General features: G+C 65.9%; 18 protein-coding genes. 6 read left to right on the forward strand and 12 right to left on the reverse strand.

The window, feature by feature from the left end:
• Positions 1–84: 84 nt before the first annotated feature.
• The gene (locus tag THIMADRAFT_RS13135) at positions 85–1,377 is read right to left on the reverse strand and encodes a BPSS1780 family membrane protein (RefSeq protein ID WP_007193538.1); all 1,293 of its coding nucleotides are present in this window, start codon (positions 1,375–1,377) and stop codon (positions 85–87) included.
• Between the two features lie 99 nt (positions 1,378–1,476).
• On the reverse strand, positions 1,477–3,438 hold the full coding sequence (locus tag THIMADRAFT_RS13140) for a hypothetical protein (protein ID WP_007193539.1): 1,962 nt from the start codon (positions 3,436–3,438) through the stop codon (positions 1,477–1,479).
• Between the two features lie 218 nt (positions 3,439–3,656).
• On the opposite strand from THIMADRAFT_RS13140, the gene THIMADRAFT_RS13145 reads away from it, so the two are divergent.
• Together THIMADRAFT_RS13145 and THIMADRAFT_RS13150 are read left to right on the forward strand one after the other, a co-directional pair.
• Positions 3,657–8,594 carry a WD40 repeat domain-containing protein gene (locus THIMADRAFT_RS13145; protein ID WP_007193540.1) on the forward strand — a complete coding sequence of 1,646 codons (4,938 nt, stop codon included), beginning with the start codon at positions 3,657–3,659 and terminating at the stop codon, positions 8,592–8,594.
• Positions 8,595–8,837: 243 nt separating this feature from the next.
• Positions 8,838–9,233 (forward strand): hypothetical protein, encoded by a 396-nt coding sequence (locus THIMADRAFT_RS13150; protein ID WP_007193541.1) that lies wholly within the window; start codon positions 8,838–8,840, stop codon positions 9,231–9,233.
• 12 nt (positions 9,234–9,245) lie between these two features.
• Here THIMADRAFT_RS13150 and THIMADRAFT_RS13155 read toward each other — a convergent pair whose 3' ends face one another.
• A complete protein-coding gene (locus THIMADRAFT_RS13155; protein WP_007193542.1) occupies positions 9,246–9,569 on the reverse strand; it encodes an SEL1-like repeat protein in 324 nt (107 codons plus the stop codon).
• 239 nt (positions 9,570–9,808) lie between these two features.
• Between THIMADRAFT_RS13155 and THIMADRAFT_RS13160 the strand changes: the two genes are divergently transcribed.
• The 3 genes from THIMADRAFT_RS13160 to THIMADRAFT_RS13170 all read left to right on the forward strand — a co-directional run bounded on the left by THIMADRAFT_RS13160 (position 9,809) and on the right by THIMADRAFT_RS13170 (position 14,555).
• Positions 9,809–11,053: a DUF1015 domain-containing protein gene (locus THIMADRAFT_RS13160; RefSeq protein ID WP_007193543.1), complete on the forward strand. Its 1,245-nt coding sequence runs from the start codon at positions 9,809–9,811 to the stop codon at positions 11,051–11,053.
• Positions 11,054–11,218: 165 nt separating this feature from the next.
• A complete protein-coding gene (relA, locus tag THIMADRAFT_RS13165; protein ID WP_007193544.1) occupies positions 11,219–13,432 on the forward strand; it encodes a GTP diphosphokinase in 2,214 nt (737 codons plus the stop codon).
• Between the two features lies 1 nt (position 13,433).
• Complete coding sequence (locus THIMADRAFT_RS13170) at positions 13,434–14,555, forward strand: phosphotransferase enzyme family protein (RefSeq protein WP_007193545.1); 1,122 nt, start codon at positions 13,434–13,436, stop codon at positions 14,553–14,555.
• Positions 14,556–14,727: 172 nt separating this feature from the next.
• Here THIMADRAFT_RS13170 and THIMADRAFT_RS25715 read toward each other — a convergent pair whose 3' ends face one another.
• On the reverse strand, positions 14,728–15,762 hold the full coding sequence (locus tag THIMADRAFT_RS25715) for a GNAT family N-acetyltransferase (protein WP_007193546.1): 1,035 nt from the start codon (positions 15,760–15,762) through the stop codon (positions 14,728–14,730).
• 67 nt (positions 15,763–15,829) lie between these two features.
• Between THIMADRAFT_RS25715 and THIMADRAFT_RS13180 the strand changes: the two genes are divergently transcribed.
• Complete coding sequence (locus tag THIMADRAFT_RS13180) at positions 15,830–16,189, forward strand: hypothetical protein (protein ID WP_007193547.1); 360 nt, start codon at positions 15,830–15,832, stop codon at positions 16,187–16,189.
• Here the strand turns inward: THIMADRAFT_RS13180 and THIMADRAFT_RS13185 are convergent.
• From THIMADRAFT_RS13185 to THIMADRAFT_RS13220, 8 genes are all read right to left on the reverse strand, one after another.
• Entirely contained in the window at positions 16,161–17,702 is a 1,542-nt protein-coding gene (locus tag THIMADRAFT_RS13185) for a B12-binding domain-containing radical SAM protein (RefSeq protein WP_007193548.1), read from the reverse strand. The genes THIMADRAFT_RS13180 and THIMADRAFT_RS13185 overlap by 29 nt on opposite strands.
• A 172-nt stretch (positions 17,703–17,874) precedes the next feature.
• Positions 17,875–19,206 carry a sensor histidine kinase gene (locus THIMADRAFT_RS13190; RefSeq protein WP_007193549.1) on the reverse strand — a complete coding sequence of 444 codons (1,332 nt, stop codon included), beginning with the start codon at positions 19,204–19,206 and terminating at the stop codon, positions 17,875–17,877.
• On the reverse strand, positions 19,203–19,865 hold the full coding sequence (locus THIMADRAFT_RS13195; protein WP_007193550.1) for a response regulator transcription factor: 663 nt from the start codon (positions 19,863–19,865) through the stop codon (positions 19,203–19,205). Before THIMADRAFT_RS13195 ends, THIMADRAFT_RS13190 begins: the two co-directional genes overlap by 4 nt.
• A gap of 197 nt (positions 19,866–20,062) precedes the next feature.
• Positions 20,063–20,365: a PepSY domain-containing protein gene (locus THIMADRAFT_RS13200; RefSeq protein WP_007193551.1), complete on the reverse strand. Its 303-nt coding sequence runs from the start codon at positions 20,363–20,365 to the stop codon at positions 20,063–20,065.
• A 250-nt stretch (positions 20,366–20,615) separates the two neighbouring features.
• Positions 20,616–20,789, reverse strand: coding sequence for a helix-turn-helix domain-containing protein (locus tag THIMADRAFT_RS27925; protein ID WP_007193552.1), 174 nt, complete (start codon positions 20,787–20,789; stop codon positions 20,616–20,618).
• Between the two features lie 127 nt (positions 20,790–20,916).
• Complete coding sequence (locus tag THIMADRAFT_RS13210) at positions 20,917–23,187, reverse strand: TonB-dependent copper receptor (RefSeq protein WP_007193553.1); 2,271 nt, start codon at positions 23,185–23,187, stop codon at positions 20,917–20,919.
• Between the two features lie 168 nt (positions 23,188–23,355).
• Complete coding sequence (locus tag THIMADRAFT_RS13215; RefSeq protein WP_007193554.1) at positions 23,356–24,276, reverse strand: cation diffusion facilitator family transporter; 921 nt, start codon at positions 24,274–24,276, stop codon at positions 23,356–23,358.
• Between the two features lie 309 nt (positions 24,277–24,585).
• Positions 24,586–24,918, reverse strand: coding sequence for a hypothetical protein (locus THIMADRAFT_RS13220; RefSeq protein WP_007193555.1), 333 nt, complete (start codon positions 24,916–24,918; stop codon positions 24,586–24,588).
• Positions 24,919–25,011: the final 93 nt, after the last annotated feature.

Below are 25,011 nucleotides of genomic sequence, written 5' to 3' on the forward strand. Positions count from 1 at the left end.
CTAAACCGCGTCGGCTCCGACAGTCGTCGGAGCCGACGCGGCCAAGCCAACACAACAAACGACGCATACCGTACCGGGCGCGGTTTAGGGGTAAAAGATATCCCGATAAGCCGTATAAATCGCGATGGTCAAGACGGGCGCGACGACCAATAGCCCGAGCATCACGGGCAGGGATCCGAGGATCACCAGCACCATGGCGATCAGCCCGTAGATCAGGAAGGGCAGGATATTCTTCAGGCACCCGGAGAAGCTCAGTTTGAAGGCTTTGAGTACCGGGACCTGATCGAGCGCAACCAGGCTCGGGGCGAAGAACATGGCCATCGCGAGCGGGATCCCGAGCAGCATCGCCACCAGCACCGGAAGGAGGATCATCGGGTTGGCGAAGAGGATGCCGATGTCGTTCGGGTCCATCGTCGACAGATCCATCACGCTTCCCATGGAGGCGAAAACCGCGGCGAACAACACTCCCGCGACGATCACGATGCCGAGTGCGAGCAGCAGATAGACGACACCCACCAGGGCGAGCGGGCCCGGGCTCTCCGAGACACCCGCAAAGAGATGACTGATTGCGAAGCGGCCCTCCCGGTATTGGCGGTGCGCGCCGATGACGAGTCCGGCACTGAGCATCGGCGTCAGGATCGTGACGGCCAAACTGCCGACCAAGGGGACAATGCTCACCAGGATCAGGATGACGTAGAACAAGACCACTGCGCCGATCCAGGCCCACGGCTGTGATTTGAACAGCTGCCATGCCTCGGTGATCCACAGCCAACCGTGTCCGGCTGGCCGTGATCGGGGTGACTGCAGCATGTCTTCCTCTGCCTCGACGGACGGCGGCGTTAAATCGGCTCGCGGCGGTGCATAGGGGTTGTCGTCCCGGTTTTGCGGGTGCGGCGGGCTCATCCCTCGGTTGGCAAGGTAGCGCTCCACCACCACTCCGCAGGCCTGACAGACCCCGGTGAGCTCCGAGACGGCGTCGGCGCCGCACTTCGGGCAGCGTGTCGGATCACCTTCGGCGTCGTCCCCGGGTTCGCCCCCGAGTCGCGCCTCGCCGGTTTGTCGACCGCCTCCCTGCCGTTTGTCCCGGGGCCGAGACGATGCTTCGGCTCCGTTGGTCTGCGCTGCCGGCGACGCGCTCGTCGAGGATTCGGGTTCGATGCTCACCTTCAAGCCGATGGTGCTCAGCGCGTCCCGATAGCGCTGTGCGTCCGCGGCCGTCAAGCCATGTTTGAGCGCTCGACCGGAGCCGCCGAGGATCAGATCCCGTGCGGTTTCCTCCTGCAGCTTGAATTTCGCCGCCAGCCGCGGCACCACGTCCTGCAACGCATGGCCGGGCATCAGCTCGCCGGCGTAGAGGATCCGATAGCGTCCTTCCATCGTGGTTCTCCTGAATGACGGAAATTGGGGAGAGGCTCGGCCAATCCTTCTCGAACAAACCGCGACCGGGACAAAACGCGGTGTGCGCGTGTCGCTCGCCTAGGCGGTCAGGCGTCTCAGCCAGGCGAGAATACCCGGCTCCGCCGCCCAGACGTCACGCATCGCCTCGCGATACATCCACGCCTGGTCGTCGCCGCCGGGCAGGCTATCCGGCGGGGTGAAGCGCGGGCGTTTGATGCGTTTTCGGGTTAGGTAGTGCGGGATTCTCGGCAAGCGGTTGACCGCGGTCGTCAGCACCAGGCGCGCTCGGTCCTGTCGTCCGAGACGGTAGAGGGCCAGAACCTCGCCGTAGGCGAGATCCGCGAGTCCATCGTTCGGAAAGCGCCGGGCCAAGGCCAGTGCAAGCTCGTCCTGGCCGTGGCGCAGGTAGTGGTTCATCAGCTCCGCGCGCACGCCGTGGTTGTCCCGAGGGTTGAGGCGCAGCAGGGTTTCGAGCGTTCGCGCCGCACCGTTCGGCTCGTCTTCGTCGATCTGACACAGATATTGTCGAAAGAGTAGCCGCAACGCAGGGCGATTCGGCGCGGCGGACCAGGGAATCTGTTGCGGGGAATCCTCGGGGAGAACCTGCTCCAGAATGCCCCGTGCACGCTCGAGCAGGGGACGCAAGAGCAGGTGGGAGATCCACGGCAGCGTGCTCTCGGGATGCAGGTACAAGGCGGTCGCGAGATCGTCCAGCACATCCAGGCTGTCCGCGAGCGCGGGGTTCGCAAGCAGGTGGTCGAGCCAGTCCGGAGTCGACCAGAGATCCACGTCCTGCGCGGGAACGAGTCGGGTCGAATCGGGCTTTGCCGTCGGGAATACCGACTTCCACTCCGCTTCGAGCTGACGCACTGCCGGCGGGGCGCTCAGTCGCGCGGCGTCGGGAGCATACCGTGAGAGGCCGAGTCCCGCGTCATCCTCGGCGCCGTCCGGCACGGGTGCATCGATGTCGTCGAAGAGCGCGAGCTGACCCGGCAGCCAACCGGGAGCGTGGGCATTCAGGGGCTCCACGCGATAAACGGGCAACGCGCGGGCTCCAATCAAGGAGATCCAATCGTGAAGGTCGAGCAGGACCGGATCGAGGGCATCCGAATGACTGTCCACGAGGGCTTCCTGCGGGTCTTCGACGGCACGGTTGAGGAAGTCCAAGACACCGGGATGGGTGAACCCGATCTGGCGGAAACGAAAGAGCCAGAAGCGGGCACGCTCGCGAGCGATCCAGTCCTTGTGCTGGGCCGCAAGGAGCGTAATCTCGAGGATCGCCGTACCCGGATTGTCGGGGTCGCTTCGCAATGCGGCCGTGAAGGCCGCACCGGCCTCGGCGAAATCGCCGTCGTCGATTGCCATGGTGCAGCGCCGTTGCCAGGCGGCGGCCCGCAAGGATCGGCTGCCTTCGGTGCAGATCCGTCCGAGGAAGGTCTCTTTTTTGCGCCGATGACCGAGTCGATCGTAGGCATCGCAGAGGATGTCGATCGTCGGCTCGAACTCGCCGTCGAGCTCGTCGAGCGATCCCGCAAAGAGGGGCTCCAATAGAGCAGCCGCGCGTTTCGGGCGATCCTCCGTCAGCCAGCGATCGGCGATTCGGGCAAGCAGCGGCTCCGGCACGGCGTGCAGGTCCAGCGCTTCGCGCAGCCCTTGTTCGGTCAACTCGTCGAGCAGGATCTCCCAGACCAGATCGCTCGAGAGTTCCGGCACCTCGTCGATTGCGCCGCAGCACTCGCCGTAAGGGCTTCCCGAGCCGCAGGAGCAGGTTTCCTCCGGGCGTTGCGGCGTCATCAATCGGGTTTGGAAGGCGTAGGCCGGCTGCGGGGTGGCGTTCCAGATCGCGGTTCCGAGGAGATTGGCGAGGCGTCTCCGCTCGACCTCGTCGAACTCCGTCCCGGACAACCCCAGCAATTCGGGGAGGTGGGCGCGGGCCCAATCGAGGAAGCTGTCCGGATCCGGTGCAAGCAGGATTTGTCGCACTGAACGCTGAATCACCTCTTCGAAGCGCTCGGTGTCTGCCATGTCGTGGTCCAGCATCGCGATCTCCTCCGTCGGATGGAGGCAGTTTGGGGATGCGCCCGCCGGGGTCGAATCTGTCTCGCGGCGGATCCTGCATCGTCCGATTGTAAACCCTCTCGGCCCGGCTGTGTCGATGACCTGAAACAGTTGAATGCACAAACGGCGTGGCGTGGAATGCGGCGAAAAATCCGCGTGTGCTCGGTATAGTTGCGGCATGTCCGCTCTCGATCACCCCCATGCCTGAGCACAAGGTCAGAATCTTCGTCTCCTCGCCGTCCGATCTGGAGCATGAACGTGCCCTGGTCAAGGACGTGATCGAGGCCTTGGCTCAGGAGTATCTGCCCTACTTCAGCCTCCAGGCCATTCTTTGGGAAGAGGAGGCACTGACCGCCGCGCAAAGCTTTCAGGCGGGGCTCCTGCGTCCTTCGGAGTGCGAGATCGTGCTCGTCATGCTCTGGACGCGGCTCGGTACTCCACTCGCGGAGGATCCCTACGAGGGCATGACCGGGACCGAGTGGGAGTTCGTCGACGCGGTGCGGGCCTCGGCCCGCACGGGAACCCCCGAGGTCTTGGTCTACAAGAAGTCCGCGCCGCGCATGGTGGACGTCAACAATGCCGAGGCGACCCGCGAGGCGCTCGCCGACCGACATCGCCTCGAAGAATTCTTCCGCACCCATTTTTTCAATCCCGACGGCAGCTTCAGTCGCGCCTTCAGGCAGTTCGCCAACGACCGCAGCTTCCGCGAGCTGCTCGAGGGGCAACTGCGCAAGCTCCTGAACCGACGCATCAGCGCGGAGCGACGCCTGGCCTCGGATGCCGGCGACTGGCGGGGGAGCCCCTTCCGCGCCGGAACCGCGTTCGAGCTGGTCGACGACCGCGTCTTTACCGGCCGCGAGACCGAGACACGCGAGCTGGTCACGCGTCTCGAGGCTCTGCAAGGCCCCGGGCGCGGCCTGCTCCTGTTGAGCGGTCCGAGCGGGGTGGGCAAGAGCTCCCTGATCCGCGCCGGACTGCTGCCGCGTCTGATCCGGCCCTTTCTATTCCCCGGCATTGCCGGGTGTCGCTGGGGTTTCGTGGATCTGGATGAGCGCGACCCGATCGAGGCCCTGGCCGTCGCACTCGCCGCCCCCGGTCTATTGGGGCCGGCGCTGGACGGCTTCGGGCTCGATGTCACGCGCCTAATGCGGTTGCTTCTCAGCGAGCCGGAGGTCGCCGCCGATCAGCTTCTGGCCGCGCTTTCACGGTTGGCCGACGATCCGTCGAGCAGCAGCGACGCCGCGAACGGGCGCTTACAACTCGCGGTCATCGTCGATCCGCTCGATCGCCTCTTTACCGAGGCAACGCGGGCGGCACCTCGAACCCGGTCTTTCCTCGCTGCATTAGCCTTGCTCGCCGCCCGAGACGGCGTCTGGGTGATCTCTTCGCTGCGCAGCGACTACCTGCGCCACGTCGGCGAGATGCCCGAGCTCGCCGCGCTCCTGGACGACGAGAGCTGGTATCGCCTGGAGTCCCCGCCGGCGGCGCGAATCAGACAGGTCATCGAGATCCCCGCGCGTGTCGCAGGCATCGAGTACGAGGGGATGGCCGGCGGCGGACGCGGCCTGGTCGAGGCGCTGGAGGCGGAGGCGAGTCTGCTCGAGCACTGGCCGGCCGTCCTCGAACCGGCCCTCGACGAGATTTACCGCCTCGCGCGCGACGGCTCCGAGGATGCGTCATCCGACCGAAATCGGCCCCTCACCCTTGCCGACTATCGCCGCGTCGGGGGACTCTCCGGCTCTTTGCTGCGCCGTGCGGAGACCCTCTGGGAGGCTCTGGACCCCGAGGTCAGGGACGCGCTGCCGGTGCTCTGCCGCGCCCTGATTGCGCTCGAGGGCGGCGGCGCGTCGATGCTCGTTTCACGCCGCGGCGACCTGCACACCCTGACCCGTCAGCCGGGGGTCGCCAGGTTCGTCGAATCGCTCGTTCAGGCGCGCTTGTTGATCGCCGAGGGTGTGGCCGATCCCGCGGCACGACTCGGCTGCACGCAGGAGACGCCGCGCCTCATGGAAGATCTGCGGCGCATCATGATCCAGACCGGCGAGGAGTGGCGCGAGCGGTTGCGAAGCATGCGCGCAGCCGTCGGAAGCACTCGCACGGGGCACGCGGACGGCGATTTCGAGGTCGTACCCGACTCCGAGATCGTGGCCCCGGACGTGGAGCGCGGCGAGGATCCCGACGCCGTGTCGGTCCTGCACTGGGAGGACTACCGCGCGCTCGCGAGCTTCATCCATCCGGCCCTGTTCGAGCGGTGGTCGCCGATCCGCGACTGGGTCGCGGATCCGAGCAACCGGCGCGATCTCGTCCTGCGTTATCAGATCTCCCGCCAGGCACGTCTATGGAAGCGTACCGACTGCAATCGCGAATATCTCCTCGGAGAGGCCGGCTATGCCGCGGCGCGGCGCTTTGCGGATGCGTACAGCGCGGAGCTCGAGCCCTTGGAGCTGGAGTTTCTGGAGCACTCCCATCAACATCTGGTGCTGCAGCGACGGCGCAATCGGTGGGCCCGTCTGCTCGGCCTGACCTTGGCCACACTCTTGGTCCTCGCCACCGGGGCGGCGTTCTGGGCATGGGACGCCTCGCGCGAGGCCACCCTTAACCTTCAGCGCAGCCTGCTCAAGGCGGCCGATCTCGCCGTACGACAGGGCAACACCCCCGAGGCGGTGCGACTGGCCCTGAATGCCGGCCCCTATCTGCCCGAAGCGGCGACCGATACCCTGAGTCGCGCCTTCACGACGAACCGCATGATCGCGATGGTCCAATCCGAGGCGGTGGCTGGCGATCAGCCGCTGCCTCCGGCGTTCCGAGACGACGGCGAGCGCCTGGTCACTCAATCGCGGGGCGAAGGTGCACAGCTTTGGGCTCTGCGCGGGCAGAGCTACCAGCCCGAGTCGCGGCTGTCCGGTCCGGATACGCCGATCCACACGGTGCGCTTCGTGGGCAGCGGCGAGTCGCAAACCATCCTGGGGATCGGCGAGGGCGGGGTCTGGCGGCTCCCGGCCGAGCCCGGTCGAGCGCCCGACTGGAGTTGCGGTGCACGTCCGGACAGTCCGATCGCGCTGGACCGAGCCGGCCGCTTTCTCGCCCTTTCACACGGTGCCCTGCAGGACCGCTATGCCGTCTGTTTCCTGGACCTCGGCCGTGCCGGGGCACCGCTCTGGGACGTGTCCGTACACGCCAGCGAGGTGCGCAGCCTTGCTTTTGCGCCCGACGGCGGGCTGCTCGTCACCGCCTCGCGCGACGGCACCGCGCGCGTCCTCGAGACTCGTACGGGCGCCGAGCGGCTGGCCCTGCCGACCGGCGGCTCGCTCGGTCGGCCGGCCAACGATGCCCGGTTCGACCCCGCGGGTCGGCGGATCGCCGTGGCCTTCGCCGACGAACGGATCCGCGTCTACGACCTCGACGGCCGCGAGCTTGCCGAGCTCGGCGTGATCGAGCGTGACGGGCGGCGGATTCGCATCCACAAGTCCGCTGTGCGCGAGGCGGTGTTCTCGCCCGGCGGACAGTACTTGATCGCCGGAGACGATGCGGGTCAGGTGGTGCGGTGGGATCTCGAAAGCCGCCACGCCGAGGTCCTCGGGCATCACGGTCTGAGTGTGGAGCACGTGCGGGTCTCGCCGGGCATGGATGACGAGGACCGCGAACCCCTCGTGCTCAGCGCCTCGCTCGACAAGACCGCGCGGCTCTGGGGACTGCTCTCGGGCAAGGAGGTCGCGGTCTTCAGTCACGACGCCGCGGTGACGGATGCCCGCTTCAGTGCCGACGGCCGCCGGGTGCTGAGCTACTCGGATCCGGACGGCTCGGCCCGACTCTGGTCGGTCAAACCGACCGAAACCCTGGCCTTTCATCTCCCCAGCGCCGACCATGTCTGGCATCTGGCGATGGCCGAGACGCCCGCAGCGCCCGGCGCAGGGACAACGGAGTCGAGCTCGGGTTCGGTCATGCTCGCCACCGCGGCCTTCGACGGACGGGTCGAGGTCTGGCAATACGATCGTCGCGACGACGCGCCCCCGCCGGTGCGAATCTGGACCCTGACGGGGCATCAGGGGCGGGTACGGCGGGTCGTCTTCTCGCCCTCCGCGGACCGACTCGCCAGCGCGGGTCACGACGGCACCGCACGGGTCTGGGACCTGAAGACCGGCGGCGGCTGCCGCATCCTGGTTGCACCGGACGATGCGCCCTGCAGCCCGGATGGCGGCCGCGCCTGTCCGAACGTCCATCAGGTCTTGTTCGCTTCAGACGGACGGTGGCTTCTGACGACGTCGAGTCATCTCGCCGAGCCGGTTGGTTTTTGGAATCCGCAGACCTGCGCCCCGCTCGACGCTGCACCCGGCTGGGGAGAGGGGGGAAGCGGGGTGCAGGCCGCAGCGATCTTCGCGCGTACGGATGGAACGACACTGGTCGCGACCGGCGACGACGCCGGCGGTGTCCGGGTCATGCGCATGGACGGTGCCGGGGGCTGGGCGCCCGTATGCGCCGCACAATGGCACACGGACGCGGTCACGGACGCGGCCTTTTCACCGGACGGGCGGTGGCTTGCGACCTCGAGCGAGGACGGCAGCGCCGCCCTGGTGGCGCTGAACCAAGACGGCTGCGCGTCCCCCCGCGATCTGGAGCCCCAAGCCGGCATCCTCTACAGCGTTGCCTTCGCGCCGGACAGTCAGGCGTTGGTCACCGCGTCATTGGACGCGAAGGCCCAGGTCTGGGGCCTCGACGGCTCTCTGCTCGCCGATCTGGTCGGTCACAAGGATCGGATCTACGCCGCCAAGTTCAGTCCGGACGGACGCTGGATCCTAACCGCCTCGCGTGACGGCTCGGTGCGGATCTGGATGCGCCCCATGCGTCCGAGCACGCTGCCGGCGGAGTCCTTTCTGACCCTCGACGGCGACCTCGGCGGGGTCGCCTACGCAGACTTCAGCCCGGACGGACATTCCATCGGCGCGGCCTACTGGGAGAATGCCACCCTGCTTTGGCGTCTATGGACCGAAGAGAGCGCGCCGGACCGCCGCCTCGAGGCGATTTGGGGCCGGGACCGCGCGCGCCTTGCCCTGATCCGCGAGGCCGTGCGCTTCAAGGCGGAAAACCGGCTCGACCGGCGCGAGCGCGACTTCTCGGATGCGGCACCTCGGGTCGAGTAGCCTGCCCGCCTGCCGATCGGCATCGACCCTTGTTTCCGTGTCGAAGATGCACCAAGCTCATTGTCGGCATGCCGCGAGGGGCTCGTGACATCCGCTGCGCGATGTCACGCCTGCCCCGGGCGCTCCGCGCCAAGTGTCGTGACGACCGAAACGACGAACGCGTCACTCTTGCCGGCCGATCGGTGTCGGGCTAGCCTCTGCGGCGTGCACGCATCAGTCCGCTCAAGCGAACGAGGATTCACCATGAGCCGTAACCCGGTCCTCTCCTGTCTGCTCGGCGCCGTTCTCGCCACCGGCGCGACCCAAGCCGCCGCCTTCAAATGCATGCCCCTCTACGGCAATTGGTGCGGGGTCGGGTACCCGGTCGCCGGTTTCCCGCCGCCGGTCGATGCCTTCGATGCGGCCTGCATGCGCCACGACCTCTGTACCGCGGCGCCCGGCCCGGAGCAAGCCTGCGATATCGCCTTCGTCGGCGAGCTTCATGCCGTCGCTGCCCAAGTCGGCTACCTGCCGCGGCCGCTGCAATGGGCCGAGTATGTGATCCGCGTGAAGGCCGGCGGCCCCGTCGGCGGCATGCCGATGCCCTCGCCCTTCGACGCCTTCGGTCTGATGTCGAGCGTCGCCGCGCCCTGTTGGTAGGCATCGATCGGCTCAATGCTGCGATGTGGGGGCCGGATGGGTCGTGCGATGCGCGATCGCGAGGTCTTTCGCGGCGTCGAATTCGGCATCGGTCATTTGGCTGCCGATAATGTTGCGTAATTGATCGGCATCCGTATCGCCTTGCGCGATGGCCAGAGACAACCAAAAATGGGCACGGGCGAGATCGATCTCGACCCCGCGGCCCTCGGCATAGATCAGCCCCATCGCATACTGGGCGTCCATCTCTCCGCGCTCGGCGGCATCGCGAATGGGTGCCACCTTCGACGGGTCGTTGCGCAGCAGGATCAGATCTTTGAGGTAGTTGTTGTCGGCCATGCCGTCGACTCTGATTCGTGGGTGCCGTATCCAAACAAGTATAGAGCAACCTCTCCGCCCTCGCCTCCGGCCTCGAGCCCGTCTGATCCCGGTTCGCGCGGCTCGGGTCTGTCGGCGGTGCGGCGGTTCGACGCGTTGGATTTGGCCGAGGCTCGATCCGAGCTGATACCATGGACCCGCGGACACCGGCGTTCCGAACGCCATCCATCCAGTCTCGACGACACCGACGGTGAGTCTCCATGCCCCTGATCAAACCTTTCGCGGCGCTCCGGCCGGCCCTCGCGCATGCCGCGGACGTGGCCGCCCCGCCCTACGACGTGATGAGTGCTGCGGAGGCACGTCGGATGGTCGAGGGACGTCCTTGGAGCTTTCTGCATATCTCACGACCCGAGGTCGATCTGCCCGAGGGTATCGATCCCTACAGCCCGCCGGTCTACGCCAAGGCGCGCGAGAATCTCGATCGGATGTTGGGCGAGGGCGTGTTGGTGCGCGACGCGTCGCCCGGCTACTACATCTATCGCCTGACGATGGGCGCGCATCGCCAGACCGGTCTGGTCGCCGCTGCCTCGATCGATGCCTACGACAGGGATCGGATCAAGCGCCATGAGCTCACGCGCCCCGTCAAGGAGGACGACCGGGTGCGCCAGATCGATGCACTGAATGCGCAGACCGGGCCGGTGTTGCTCGCCTGCCGGGCGCGATCGGACATCGATGCCCTGCTCGCCGGTCTCGTCGCGGGTCCGGCGGAGACGGACGTCACCGCGCCCGACGGAATCCGACATGAGCTATGGCCGATCATGGACGAGAGCCTGATCGCCGAGCTGACCGCCGCCTTCGATGGCCTTGACGCACTCTATATCGCCGACGGACACCATCGCTGCGCCGCGGCCTCGCGCGTTGCCGCGATGCGCCGAGCCGCAAACCCGGATCACACCGGGGCCGAGCCCTACAACTTCATGCTCGCCGTCATCTTCCCGCACGATCAGATGCGGATCCTGGACTACAACCGTGTGGTCAAAGATCTGCACGGTCATAGCGTCGAGTCCCTCATGCAGCGTCTATCCGTCGCATTCGAGATCGAGGGCGCACCGGGTCCGGTCGCTCCCGGGCGTCCCGGCGAGTTCGGGATGTACCTTGCCGGTCACTGGTATCGGCTGGCGCTCGATCCCGGGCGGATTCCCTACGACGATCCGGTCGGGCGGCTCGATGTCAGCCTGCTCCAGGACAATGTCATCGGCCCGATCCTCGGCATCCAAGACCCGCGGCGGGACGAGCGGATCGATTTCGTCGGCGGCATCCGCGGTCTGGAGGCGCTCTCGGCGCGGGTCGACGCGGGCGAGATGGCCGTCGCCTTCGCGCTCCACCCGACGCGCATGGAGGATCTGATGGCGGTGGCGGATGCCGGCGAGGTGATGCCGCCGAAGTCGACCTGGTTCGAGCCGAAGCTGGCGGATGGGCTGGCGAGCCATCTGCTGACGGCTTGACCCCGCAGGGTCCTGCCCGACACAAGGCCCGCAAAGACGGGACTCGGATCCTTCAGGGCGCCGGCGCGTCGTCTTCTATGCCCTTCGCGCCGTTGCGGTTCAAACCCCGCGATTTCGTGGTCAAACACCAAGACCGACCGCCGCTACCGAGAGTCGCTCCAGATTATGGTCAAACCCACCTACAACCTCCCCGAGTCGCATGGCGACGACGACGAGGCGATCCGTCACTGGCTCGACGGGTTGGCAAGCCATTATCCGACCGATGAGCTCAAGCAGATCGCCGGCGCCTGTGCGGCGCTGACCCGTTGTCGCGGCGACCGACGTATCGAGACCGGCGAGACCCATGTGCGTCACGTGCTCTCGACCGCCGACATCCTGGTGCGTCTGCGGATGGACTTCGAGACCCTCATCGCGGCCCTGCTCAACGGCTGTCTGGATCAGGGCGACCTCACCGAAGCGCAGCTCGAAGACCGCTTCGGTCCGGGCATCGCGCGGATGGTCGGCGATCTCTCGCGCATCGGCCAAATCGCCAACATCGACGCCATCATCGCCGCCAAGGATCAGGACGAGCACGAGGAGAACCTGCGCCGCCTGTTGCTCGGCATTGCCGAAGACGTGCGCGTGGTGCTGGTGGTGCTCGCCGAGCGCGTCCATCTGATGCGGGCCATCAAGGACCTGGAGCCCGAGCGCCGGGCCAAGATCGCGCGCGACACCCAGCGCATCTATGCCCCGCTCGCCAACCGTCTGGGCATCTGGCAGGTCAAGTGGGAGCTCGAGGACCTGAGCCTGCGCTACCTCAACCCCGAGGAGTACAAGCGCATCGCCAAGCTCTTGGCCGAGCGCCGCGAGGAGCGCGAGCACTACATCGCCGCGGTCATCCAGACCCTGTACGACAAGTTTGCCGAGGCCGGCATCGAGGCCGAGATTACCGGCCGCCCGAAACACATCTACAGCATCTGGCGCAAGATGCAGCGCAAGGAGGTCGAGATCGCCGAGATCTTCGACCTGCGCGCGGTGCGCATCCTGGTCGGGTCGGTCGCGGACTGTTACGCCGCGCTCGGGCTGGTGCACGGACTCTGGAAGCACATCCCCAAGGAGTTCGACGACTATATCGCCACGCCCAAGGGCAACATGTATCGGTCGCTCCACACCGCCGTCGTCGGGCCGGAGGACAAGCCGCTGGAGGTGCAGATCCGCACCCACGAGATGCATCAGCATGCCGAATTCGGTGTTGCCGCCCATTGGGCCTACAAGGAGTCCAAGGGACATGACGCCGAGTTCCAACGGCGCGTCATCTGGATGCGCAACTGGCTCGAGCTCAAGAACGAGAGCGACGAGACCGGCGGCTTCCTCGAGCGCTTCAAGGCCGAGTTCGAGCCGATCCACATCTATGTGCTCACCCCGCAGTCGAAGGTGATCGAGCTGCCCAAGGGGTCCACGGCGCTCGATTTCGCCTACGCCATCCACTCGGAGGTCGGCAACCGTTGCCGCGGCGCGCGCATCAACGGACGGATCGTGCCGCTGAACTACGAGCTGCACAGCGGCGAGACCGTCGAGATCCTGACCCAGAAGAACGCCGCGCCCAGCCGTGATTGGTTGAGTCCGCATCATGGCTACCTGACGACGGCGCGCGCCCGCAACCGCGTGCGTCAATGGTTCAAACAGCTCGATCACGATCAGCATCTGCAAGGCGGCCGTGCCACCCTGGATCGCGAGCTGAGCCGACTCGGTATCGCGGAGAAGCCCAACCTGGAAGAGCTCGCGGTCCGCTTCAACTTCAAGCGCGGGGAGGATCTGTTGGCCGCGATCGGGCGCGGCGACCTCTCGGTCGGACAGGTCGCGCGTCAGGTCGGGGAGCGCAAGACCGACGAAGGCAAGGAGATCGAGCCCAAGCTGCGCCAGCCGCATAAGGCGCGACTGGAGGGCGCCACGGATGTGGTCGTGGAGGGCGTCGACGACCTCATGACCCATCTCGCCCCCTGCTGCAAGCCGGTCCCCTACGATCGCATCGTCGGCTTCGTCACCCGCGGTCGCGGCGTGACCATCCATCGCAAGGATTGCAGCAACCTGCGCAATCTGCCGCCGGCCGAGGCCGAGCGCCTCATCGATGTGCGTTGGGCGGACCAACCCGCCGATGCAGGCTATTCGGTCGACGTGCTGGTGATCGCCGCGGATCGTAAGGGTTTGCTGCGCGATGTCTCCTCGGTGCTCTCCGACGACGAGGTGGACGTGCTCGGCGTCAATACCCATTCGGAGCGCTCCACGGACACCGCCGCGATGCGCTTCACCTTGGAAGTGAAGAACATGGCGCACCTGGAGAAGATCCTCGCGAAGCTGCAGCAGATCCCGGACGTTCTCGACGTGCGGCGGTCTTACTGAGATGGGGCGTAAAGAGATCGACGGCGTGCACCAGGCGCGGACGCTCGCATCGCTCGGGACCATCGCCGAGGCGTTCGAGATCCCCTCGCCGGTGGAGACGATTGCACCCTACGGGCGCGGGCTGATCAACGATACCTTTTGCGTCGAGGCCGGCGGAACGCGCTACGTGCTCCAGCGCATCAACGGCGCGGTCTTTCCCGATCCGTTGCGGATCATGTCCAATATCCAGGCACTCGATCGACAGGCGCGGCAGCATGCCGATCTCGGGTTCCGCGTCCCGGCGTTGATCGCGACCCGCGCGGGCGACGCAGGTCTGCGCGCACCGGACGACAGCGTCTGGCGTCTGATGACGCTGATCGAGGATGCCGGCAGCCTGCCCCGCATCGAGGATCCCGAGCAGGCCCGCGAGGTGGGCAGGCTCCTGGGTCGCTTCCATACCTTGCTCCAATCGCTGCCCGCCGAGGCGCTGGGCATCACCCTCCCCGGATTTCACGACACGCCGGCCTATCTCGCGGGCTTTCTGTCGGCCCTGGCGCGGGTCGAGGGCGCCCGCAACGACCCGCAGATCGAGACCTGCGTTCGGTTCGCGCTCCTCCGCCAAGGGCTCGCGAGGCGACTCGCCGATGCGCGCGACCGGGGCGAGATCCCCGTGCGCGTCACCCATGGCGACCCCAAGCTCGACAACATCCTCTTCGATCGCGGCAGCGGGCGTGCAATCGCACTCATCGACCTCGACACCCTGCAACCCGGTCTCGTCCTGCACGACATCGGCGACTGTCTGCGCTCCTGCTGCAACTGCAGCGGCGAATCCGCCGACGGGCACACCCGGGTCAGGTTCGATCTCGCCGTCGCCGAGCCGATCCTCCATGCCTATGCCGAGCAGACGCGCGATTGGCTGAACCCCCAAGAGATCGCCCTGATCCCGGAGGCGATCCGCCTCATGCCCTTCGAGCTTGGCTTGCGATTCCTGACCGATCACCTGGAAGGCGACCGTTATTTCAAGGTCGCGCAGCCCGGCGAGAACTTGCGCAAGGCGGGGATCCAGTTCGCGCTGGTCACGGACATCGAAGGCAAGGTAGACGACATCGAGTCAATGGTCAGCCGCTGTTTTCAAGCTCCGTAGGCTGTGCCGAGCCCAAGCGAGGTACAGCCAGCCGCCGGCGGCTAATTGCGTCCGCCATGGTGGTCGGCGAACGGCGTTCTCACCTCGCCGCTTTGCAATCGAGATCAACACGCGCCTTGACTGATGCCGAGCCGAATGCCGGTCTGCGGCACACATGACTCAGGGTCGCGGTCTAACGCAGCCGCCTGAGGGCACTCTTTGTACGCCGAGTCGTCTGTCGCGTTACGCGGTAGAGTTTGAAGAGACGATTGCCGGGCCGGGTCGCCACCCAATTTTGCACAAGTTCCCCGCCGAGCTGCGCCTTGAAACGGGTGACGTCGTTCAACGCCGCATCGGTTAGATCATTGCCTGAATAGCCGAGCGCCGACAGCGACTCAAATGCCTTCCAGCGCAAAAAAGGTGAGCTGCCAAGCGTAAGATGGGCGGAATCTGCCCCGGCACAAACGGTGTGACTGACCGGGTGTCCTCCGGTCAAGACCAGTTGCGTCGCGACCGACTCGCCGGTGGGCAGGCGGGCGTGATAGAGCCTGCAGAGGTCCTGTGCTTTCAATGCCTGGACGTAGCGGCGAAATGCGGGCTCCTTCAAATAGAGCGGCGCGCCTTTGCGGCGATGTGTGTCGATGTGAAGTCGATAGAAGCTATCAAAATCGTCGTCATCCGTGACGGTGAGGCCGCTTGTCGTTGCCCGATCGATCAGGCGGCGAAGATTCTGATGCACCCGTCCCCAGGCAGATTGCAGGTCGGCGATATCCACTACGTAGCTGTAGTTCGGCCGAACGTCCCATCCTTTGGATAGAAATGCGCGGGCGTCTTCAATGGGGTGCCGCACATGCAGCAGCAGGTGAAGGCAGTCAAACGCCCGCAGATGGGACTCTAGTGTCTGCATGATCGCAAGCTGACGGGAGGTGCGTTCGTATGGGACTTTCGTGGAATACTCGCGAATCACCGGGCTATGGTAATAGAGCAGCAGCCGGTTGGCGGCTATCCAGCCAGGACCGAATCGGGATAAATACAGCGGCATGCCGCCGACTAATTCGCTACCCTTGAACAGGCCGACAATGCTGAATTTTGAGTTCGTCGCGCTGCACAACACATCCAAATAGGTTGAAAGTGCATAAACGCTTCCCGATGGCGAATCGGCGACGAATTGATTCCACGTCGGATAATCGCTTTGCGCGATCGTTCGAATCGACAGTTCGGTACTCATTGGGAATGGCCTTGCTCCACGGGTGTTGGTTCGTACACGATATCTCAGAAGCCCGCGAGGTGTAACCATGCACAAGTCCGAGGACCAACTGCTGTGCGCTCTTGGTCGTCTTGCCGAGCTGCTTCAGCGCATCGGGCATCCACGCGCGCTTGAGGTTGCTGATCACCTCGTCGGGTTCCGGCAGGCGCCCGGGCAGATGCTGCGCCGACTTAACGGAAACGACTGGTGGGCCGGCGCCGGCTCCTTGGCCGCCGAGACCATGGCCGACAATCCCGGTCTACCCGAGGCGCTCTGGTGCCGCGAGATCCGCGAGTTTCGCGAATTGATGATCGAGATCGGCGAGGCCCTGCAGGCCGAGGGCGCCGCCAATCCGGGCATCTCCTCCTGGCTCCTCGCCTTCAACAACTGGAACGCGTCCGAGGTGTGAGATGGCGCGCCTGGCGTGTCGGCAGCGCCCCCTCGGCCTTCGGCGTCGGCGGTGGGATCCGCCGCGTAGGGTCGAACGACAGGCGTCCACGCGCACCGCAGGCGGCATAGTCGCTGCGCAAAGCCTCGGTGGCCGGCTCCGCCATCCCCTGCAGGGACAGCCAGGCGTGCAGGCCCTCGTACAGATGTTCGAGCGGGATGCCGTGCGTCTTGCCCGATTGCGCGTAGAACCAGTCGGACCAGGCGAGAAAGCGCTCGAAGGGCGCATTGCCCAGCAGGAGCGGCAGCGTCAGGCCGAAGCGCCCCGAGTTACCGACTAGATCCCAGTAACGCGCGAACCGTGTCAGCCGCCGCATGGTCGCCCGGTCGATGCGGTCGCTCGCGAGCAGGCTGTAAGGCGGATCCGGGCTGAACACCAACCCGAACCGCTCGGCGTGCCGACAGACCGGCGCACCGCGCAGCCGCTTCAGAATCCCGACCTGGATCTCGTGCGGACCAATCCGCATCAGCCGGTCGAAGCCGGCCCCGAACGAGGCCGGATCCTCGCCCGGCAGCCCGATGATGAGATCGGCGTGCAGATGCGCGGTCGTGTGTGCATGCAGCCAGCGCAGATTGGCCTCGGCCTGCACATCGTCCTGGCGCCGCGAGATCAGCGCCTGCACCTCGGGATCGAAGGTCTGCACACCGATTTCCAACTGCAGCGTGCCCGCCGGAAACGCCGCAAGCATCCCCTTCAGCCGCTCCGGCAGATGATCCGGGACCAGCTCGAAATGCAGAAAGGGTAGGTCGTCCGGGCGCCCCCGGATGCGTTCCAGAAAGAACCCCAGGATCGCGGAGGCGTGATCGATCTTGAGGTTGAAGGTCCGGTCGACGAACTTGAAGCGGCGAGCACCGCGCGCATACAGCCGCTCCAGCTCCCCGATCAGCGGCGCGAGTGGAAACGGCCACGCGGTCCGATCCAGCGCGGACAGGCAGAAGGCACACTTGAACGGACAGCCGCGCGACGCCTCGACATAGAGGTTGCGCCGCCGTAGATCCTCGTCCGAGAACTCGTCGTAGGGAAAGCGGATGCTGTCCAGAGGCGGCTGCTCGCCCGCCTGCACCTTCGCCGCAGGGCGCTGCCCGTCCAGGATCGCGCGCGCCAGCCGGGCGAAGGTCACCTCGCCCCAACCCGTCACCACATAGTCCGCCAGCGCGCAAATCCGCTGGGCATCGACCTCGTGACTCACCTCCGGACCCCCGAGCACGACCACCACATCCGGAGCGGTTTCCTTGAGCAGAGCGACAACCCGCGTCAAAGGCGCGACGTTCCAGATATAGACCGACAACCCCACGATGCGCGGTCGTTCGGCCAGCAGCTGCTCGACAACGGCCTCGCCTGTCGCGCCGAGCACGAATTCGCGCAGCGCGCTGACCTCGCGCAGCGGCCCGAGATTTGCCCGCAGATAACGCAACGCCAGCGAGGCATGCGCATAGCGGGCGTTCAGGGTGGCGAGGACGATCGCAGTCGGCATGCAGGGCTCCTGGTTCGGTGCACAGGTTAACCTGATTGCCCGGAAGGAATCGAACGAGAGGCAGGGGCAGCGTCAGCCGCCCGCTAATCGAGGGGGCTTCGTCCACGATCCTCAACCCCGGACTCAGAGGCGTTGTCCGCGTCGACCGACCGCGGCGCAACGAGGCTTCACCTCATTCGCTCGTCGGCACCCTGACCTCTGCACACAGGCCGCCGAGATCGGAGCGATGAAAGGAGATCCGCCCCCGATAGCTCTCGACGATCTCCTTGGCGATCGCCAGGCCGAGTCCGTGGCCGCTGACCTCCTCGTCGAGACGCACGCCGCGACCGGTGATCTCTGCGATCTCGGTATCGGAGCAGCCGGGTCCGTCGTCCTCGACCATGAAGACCAGTGCCTTGCCCTCCGTCACTAGGCTGCACCTCACCCGCGCGTTCGCCCATTTACAGGCATTGTCGAGCAGGTTGCCGAGCAGCTCCAGCATGTCCTCCCGGTCGACATCGAGCGGGCCGGATGTACGGATGTCGAGCTGGATGTCGAGGACCTTCGGGGCGTGAATGCGGCCGAGGAGCCGGACGAGGGTCGGCAGCTCTTCGTCAGGGTCGAAGCGCAGGCCGGCCCCGCCGGCACCGGCGAGGCGCGCGCGCTTGAGCTGGCGCTCGGCGAGACGGTGCAGGCGCTCGACCTGCTCGATCAGTGCTTCACGCATCTGCGGATCGACCGACAGCGCGGGGTCGAGAAGCTGTTGTCGCAAGAGCCCGAGCGGGCCCTTGATCGCGTGCGACAGGTTGCCCGCCGCGGTGCGGGAGCGCTCCAGGCGCAGGGTAAACAGCAGCAGCAGCCGGTTGAGCTTGCGCACCAGGGGGAGGATCTCGCTCGGCACTTGCTCGGTCAGGGCGACGGTCTCGCCGGACTCCAGGCGGCCGATGTCGCGGTAGACGGGGATCAGGGTCGCGAAGGCCCGGCGGACGACGAAGCGCTGCACCAGCAACATCAGGAGCAGTCCGCCGACCGCCATTGCAGCGAACAGCCTCTCATAGTGCACCAAGGCATGATCGAGCGGCGTGACATCCTCGGCGACCGCAAGCGAGAAGTCGCCGTCCTCCAATCGGTAGCCGCCTCCCAGCACCAACAGTCGCTGCTGCTCGGGGCCGACGGCGCGCCAATAGTCCGACACGCCAGGTGCAAGCGGCCGACCGGCGAGATCCTGATCCCAGAGCGAGCGCGACCGGATACGCTGCCCGTCGTGCGTCTCGATCACGAAATAGTGCCCGGAGTAGGGCTGATGATAGACCGGCGTCAGACGCTGCTGCCCGAGCTCCAGATGCCCGTCGGCTGCGCGGGACAGTGCGCCGACGAGCCCCTCGGCATCGTGCTCGAGTCTCGAGAGCACGAAGGCGTCCGCGGTGCGATGCAAGGCCGCGTGACCGACCCACCAAACCGCCCCGATCAGGATGACCAGGCTGGCGGCCAGGCCGAGTTGTAGACGACCTTCCAGCGATCTCATCGGCGCGGGAACAGATAGCCTTGACCCCGCAGGGTCTGGATGCGGTCCTTGCCGATCTTCTCGCGCAGACGCCGCACGTAAACCTCGATCAGATTACTGCCCCGGTCGGCCTCCAGGTCGTAGACGTGATCGATGATCCTGGTTTTGGAGAGGATTCGGTCGGGATTGAGCATCAGATAGCGGAGGAGCCGAAATTCGGTGCCGGTCAGCTCCCGGACGCTGCCGTCGGCGAGGACGACGCGTTGCAGATCCTCGTCCAGACACACCCCGCCGACCTCCAGACCGCTGCGCAGATTGCCCGCCGCGCGTCGCGTCAGGGCATTCAGGCGCGCGATCAGCTCTTCCATATGAAAGGGCTTGCCGAGGTAGTCGTCGGCCCCGGCCTTGAGTCCGTCGACACGCTCGTGCCAGGCATCGCGCGCGGTGAGCACCAGCACAGGTGTCGTCACGCCACGCACGCGCCAATTGCGCAGTACCGTCAATCCGGGCCGCCCGGGGAGCCCGAGATCCAGGACGATGGCGTCGTAGGGCTCGCCGGCGCCGAGCGCCTCGCCCGTGACGCCGTCGGCGGCGTGATCCAGGACAAAGCCGGAGGACTTGAGCGCCTTTTGCAGCTCGGCCGCGAGGGCGAGGTCATCCTCGACCAGCAGCAGGCGCATTAAATCGCGTCCCGACTGACAAGCGGCGTTTGCCTAGCTCTCCAACTCCGGAGCGACAGGAGATCCTTGGAGTCGACGCGATTTAAGATAATAAAATTCAATATCCTGAACCGCGTCTGCTGCGGCGTCTGTCGGTGACCGAAAACTTGCCTAAGGATACAGTAGCGCATGGCGTGCCGGACGCGGTTCAGCGCGGTTCAGCGCTCGAGCACTTCGCCCGTGGCGGCGTCGAGCTCGAGCTTGTGGACCGTCCCGTCCGCGGCCAGGATCTTGATCTCGTAGAGATAGGCGCCGTCCTCGCGCTCGAGCTCGGCCTCGACGAGCTGGCCGGGCTGCACGGTCTGTGCGCTGGCCATCACCTCGCCCATCGGCAGGATCTGCCCGGCCTCGCGCAGTTGCTTGATCTCGTCGTGGTCGAGCCGATCACCGGCGATGGCACCGCCCGTGACCGACAAGAGCCCAACCGAGACAGCGATGGCCGTCAGCCGTGGTCTCTGCATGCGTCGGGTCCCCTTGGGTTGGATGAGTAGCCTTTGTGGCTCGTCTTCCCTTTGAGGCAGAGCGAGCCGACTCGGCCGAGGGCGACCCATGTGTCGTCTTCGACCCGAATGCAGTCTCGTTCCCGAACCTGAATTGGCGCTGAACTGGATTTCAAAGCGAGTGCGGAGGAGAACGCGGGTGGGTTGAGTGTCCACGCCTCGGTGTTCCGAGGTTACCCCGGGGTCATGCGTTTTGCCGCCGTGTTGACGATCACCTGGTCACCGTTTCGGCGATCAGTACCTCCGCGGGAATACCGAGGTGCCGGTGAAGCCTGCGAATCATGGGCAGCGTCAACGGACGTTTGCGATTGAGGATCTCGTAGACCCGGTTGCTCTTGCCGATGAAGGGTTCCAGGTCTTTGACGGACAGGCCACTCTGCTCCATCCGAATCGTATTCCTTGTGAGTGCCGATGAACTTCACGTAGACGATCTGTAGCTTATAGGCAATGGCGACGATCAGCCGGTAGTCATTGCCCTTGATGTTGAAGACGACGCGACGGTTCTTGAGTCGTCAAAAATCAAGCGACGCCCGCGCCCACAGCTGCCGTCCAGGCTCGTTGACCTGCACCGGACCCGGGTTGAAGGGATCGACGTTGGCGCGGTTCACGGCATAGGCGTAAGCGCGATCGAAGAGGTTGTCCACGCCGAGGCTGATGGTTGCGAACTTGGTGATCCGCGCCTGACCATAGAGGTCGAGGATCCACCAGCCGGCCGTCGGGCCGACGTCCAGACCGCTGCCGGTGATCGGGTCGTCGTCCACGCGGTCCTGGGTGTCGTTCCAGTTCAGCCGGGTGCCGACGGACCAACGCTCGGCGAGATAGTCGAGGCTGACGGTGCCGCCGAGCGGCGGGGTTTGGGCGATGGGTGTGGAGTCCGTTCGATTCTGTGCATAGACGTAGGCCAGCGACGCGCCGGCTCGCCAGTGGCGGGCGAATTCGAGCGAGCCGGTCCATTCTCCGCCGGTGAGCTCGGCATCGACATTCCGATAGATAAAGGTGCCGTCGGCCAGCAAGATCCCCGGCTGGCCGTGGGCGCGATCGCGCAGGATGTAGTCGTCGACCCGATCGTAAAAGAGGTCGAGCTGGGTGTTCCAGTGCTTGGCGACCTTGGCCAGCGTCACGCCGATCTGATGATGCGCCTCGGGATCCAGGCCGGGGTTACCGACCCAGCGTTGATTGTTCGCGACCGTCGAGGGCGCGGCGTTCGAGGCGATGTAGCGCTCGGTGGCATCGGCCGAGCGCAGGGTGCGGCTGACCCCGACTGAAAAGGAGAGGCCGTCGTCCAGGTTGTGCGCGTAGGTCAGGAATCCGCCGAGATTGTCATCGTCCGTGTCTTCGGCACCGACACCATAGTAGGCCTGATACAACTGCTCGGCGGAACGTACCCAGGCCGGTCCGACGGGCACAAGCGCGGCACGCGACCGCGAGACGCTGGCTTCGGTCCGGTCGTAGCGCAGCCCGGCGGTGAGTCGGGAGTGCTCGGTCAAGGGCCGCTCGATCTCGACGAAGAGGCCGAGGTCGGAATTCACCACGTCCGGCCAGAGATACGAATTGGGCACATCGACCGCTGTTGATTGGAAGTTCCAAAAGCGTGCGGCATCGCGATCGACCTGGAGATAATCGGTCCCGAGGGTCCAATTCATGCCCATCGCGTCCAGATCCGCGGTCAGACGCCCGCCTGCGGTATCGGCGGTGCTGGGGGCGCGCATCTTGAACATCGAGGTCAAGGGTCTGAGGCTGTAGTTGTCCATCAGGTGATCGACCGAGACACTGTAGAGCTCCGCGTTTACCGCGGCGAAGGGGCCGATCGGGGTGTCCTGACCCAGCCGCAGACGCCACTGGTCGCTGTCGCTGTAGATGCCGTCCATGCCGGCGCCGGCGTAGAGGACATCCCAATCGTGGGTATAGTCGTAGCTCAGTACGGCACGGGTGTCGTCGTTCGGGGTGAGGCCGAGCGACAGACCGGCGCCCTCGGTGTTGTAGGCGCTGCGCACCGAGTTGCCGTTGCCGTCGTCGTAGTTGTCCGCCGTCTGATACTGTCCGGTGGCGCGGGCAAAGCCTTCGGGGATGCCGACGGTGACGTCCGCGCCCAGGTTGCCGGTGTGCGAGTTGTCCGTGATGCCGCCGGTGAAGCGTGCGCGGAAGACCTCGTCGGGCTCGAAGCGGGGGGTGTCGCGCTCGAACAGGACGGTGCCGCCGGTTCCGCCGCCGCCGTAACGGACCGTCTGCGAGCCCTTGATGACGGTGACCGAGTCGTAGTTGTCCAGATCCACGTAGACCGTCGGCGGGTCCATCCGGTTGGGGCAGCCGCCGAAGGCGTGGGCACCGTCGATCAGGATGTTGAGCTGCCCGGCGGTCTGGCCGCGGATGATGGGGTCGATCCCGAAACCACCCATTCGGGAGCCGCTCACGCCGGGGACCGAGCGCAGAAGGTCGCCGCCGTCCGCCGGCAGCCCAGGCGTGACCTCGACGATGGGTGCGACGAAGGTCGCGGGCGGTAGGGCGTCCGGGCGATCTGCGGTCACCTCGAGCTCGGGCAGGACCACGCCGCCGTCATCCGGGGTTTGCGCGGTCGCGGTGTCGACCCGGAGCGCGAGCGATGCTCCCGCCAGCATCGCGATCAGGATGCCGGTCCCGGCGGTGATCTCGTTGCCTGTACGGTTGCCGAGCGGGATATCGCGTCGTGCCGGTATCGATGTCCTGTTCGGGGCTTGGAGTGTTGCCGGGCGCGTCTCTAGGTTCGGGAGTGGACAGCTGCAAGACCTTAATTTTATTGTGCTCATTGGATGTGCCTCCGCGCGTCTCGTCTGCTTGATCGAGTTGCGGATGAGCCTATCCAAGTTTTTCGCCCGCTCACCGGGATTTGAGGTTTTACTGATCGGAGACAGAAGAGAGTGCGTGATATCGCCGACTCTGTGCCCGATATCCCGCAGGGTCGCGCCGAGCGCGTTTTAACCAGGCAAGCCCTCTTCGCCGAGGCTGACCGGATCCTGATGGATCGTGATGTCCGAGTCCGGATACAGAGTACGAATGCACGCCTCGACATCGAGCGCGACCTGATGGGCGGCGATCAACGGCATCGTGTCTTCGAGCGCGAGGTGCAGTTGGATGATCAGGGATTGTCCGGATCGGCGTGTCCGCAATCCATGCACGCCCAGCACACCGGGAACCGATGCCGCAAGGTCGAGGATCTGGCCGCGTGCCGCTTCGGGAAGCTCGCGATCCATCAGGAGTTGGACGGCGTCGAAGCCGATCCGCAAGGCGCTGTAGAGGATGTAGGCCCCGATCGTCAGTCCGAACAGCGGATCGAATCCGGACCAGCCGGCGGCGGCGAGCAGCAAGGCCACGACCGTCGCGGCATTGGTGGCCAGGTCCGTCGCGTAGTGCAGGGCATCCGCCCGAATCGCCGCCGACTCGGTCCGGCGGATGACATGCCGCTGGAAGGCCAACAAGGCCAGCGTGACCAGGATCGCGAAACCGATCACCAGCAGGCCGACTCCGGCCTCCGCGACGGGTTGCGGATGCAGCAGACGATCGACCGCCTGCACGCCGAGGAACACGGCCGAGCCGGCAATCAAGGTCGCCTGTCCGAGCGCGGCGAGGGCTTCGGCCTTCCCGTGACCGAAACGGTGCTCCGCATCCGGCGGCATCAGCGACCAATGAACCGCCAGCAGATTGACCAGCGAGGCGCCGGCGTCCATCAGCGAATCCACCAAAGAGGCCAGCACGCTGACCGACCCCGTGACCAGCCAGGCCCCAAGCTTGGCCAGGATCAGCAGACAGGCCGTGGCGACCGAGGCGTAGGTGGCCAGACGCAGCAGTCGGTCGTTCGCGATGGTGGACCTGTCCGGCGGCGATTTGATCTGAGCCATATCCCGGCTCCCGAGTGCGGCTGATGCAGTTGTCCCCGGCCGGAGATATCCGGCTCTCCGTGATGCGGCGTGCGCCCGAGCGCAGCGACCCGATTACCGAGCGGGGAATACAAACGCCGATCTTGCCTGAACCTCTCGATATGTCCATGCGCCTTCTCAATCGAATCGACTCTCATCGGCCGGGTAAGGCGCAATCAAGCATCGGGTCGACATGCGGGCGTCCGGGCCGTCTCCCTCGCTCCCGGCGGCAGCCGGGCGGAGACGGTGCCCGGCGCCCGTTTTGGCCGGAATGGGTCCGCCGATGCCGCGTCAATCGATCGGAACGTCATATGTCCGATAGCATTGGCACTCAGGTATATAGATCTCGACGCGCTTATAGGTCTTGCCGGGTGCGCTCTCGATGACTTGCACCGGGCGCTCGACGACCACCGTGCGCGGCTGCGCGACGAGAACCGCCCCGACGATCGCGCCGGTCACGGCGGGAGCGATCCAGGCGTCGGGTCGCGCCGGATATGCGGGTTCCGAATAGTAGCGGGCTCCCGGCGGCGGGAACGGTCTCGGAAATCCCGGGCCGGCGATGGCCGCACCGGTTGTCGCAAGCGCGACGACACCCGCGGCAAGTTGCTTGAATCGATTGACCATACTCTAAGACTCCTCTCGGATGGTTGACGATGGGGCTCCACTGCCGGGGTGGGGACATGGATGCCGGCGTTTGATTTGCTCTTGGTTTGGGGC

The sequence above is a fragment of the Thiocapsa marina 5811 genome (assembly GCF_000223985.1).
Classification (GTDB): Bacteria; Pseudomonadota; Gammaproteobacteria; order Chromatiales; family Chromatiaceae; genus Thiocapsa; species Thiocapsa marina.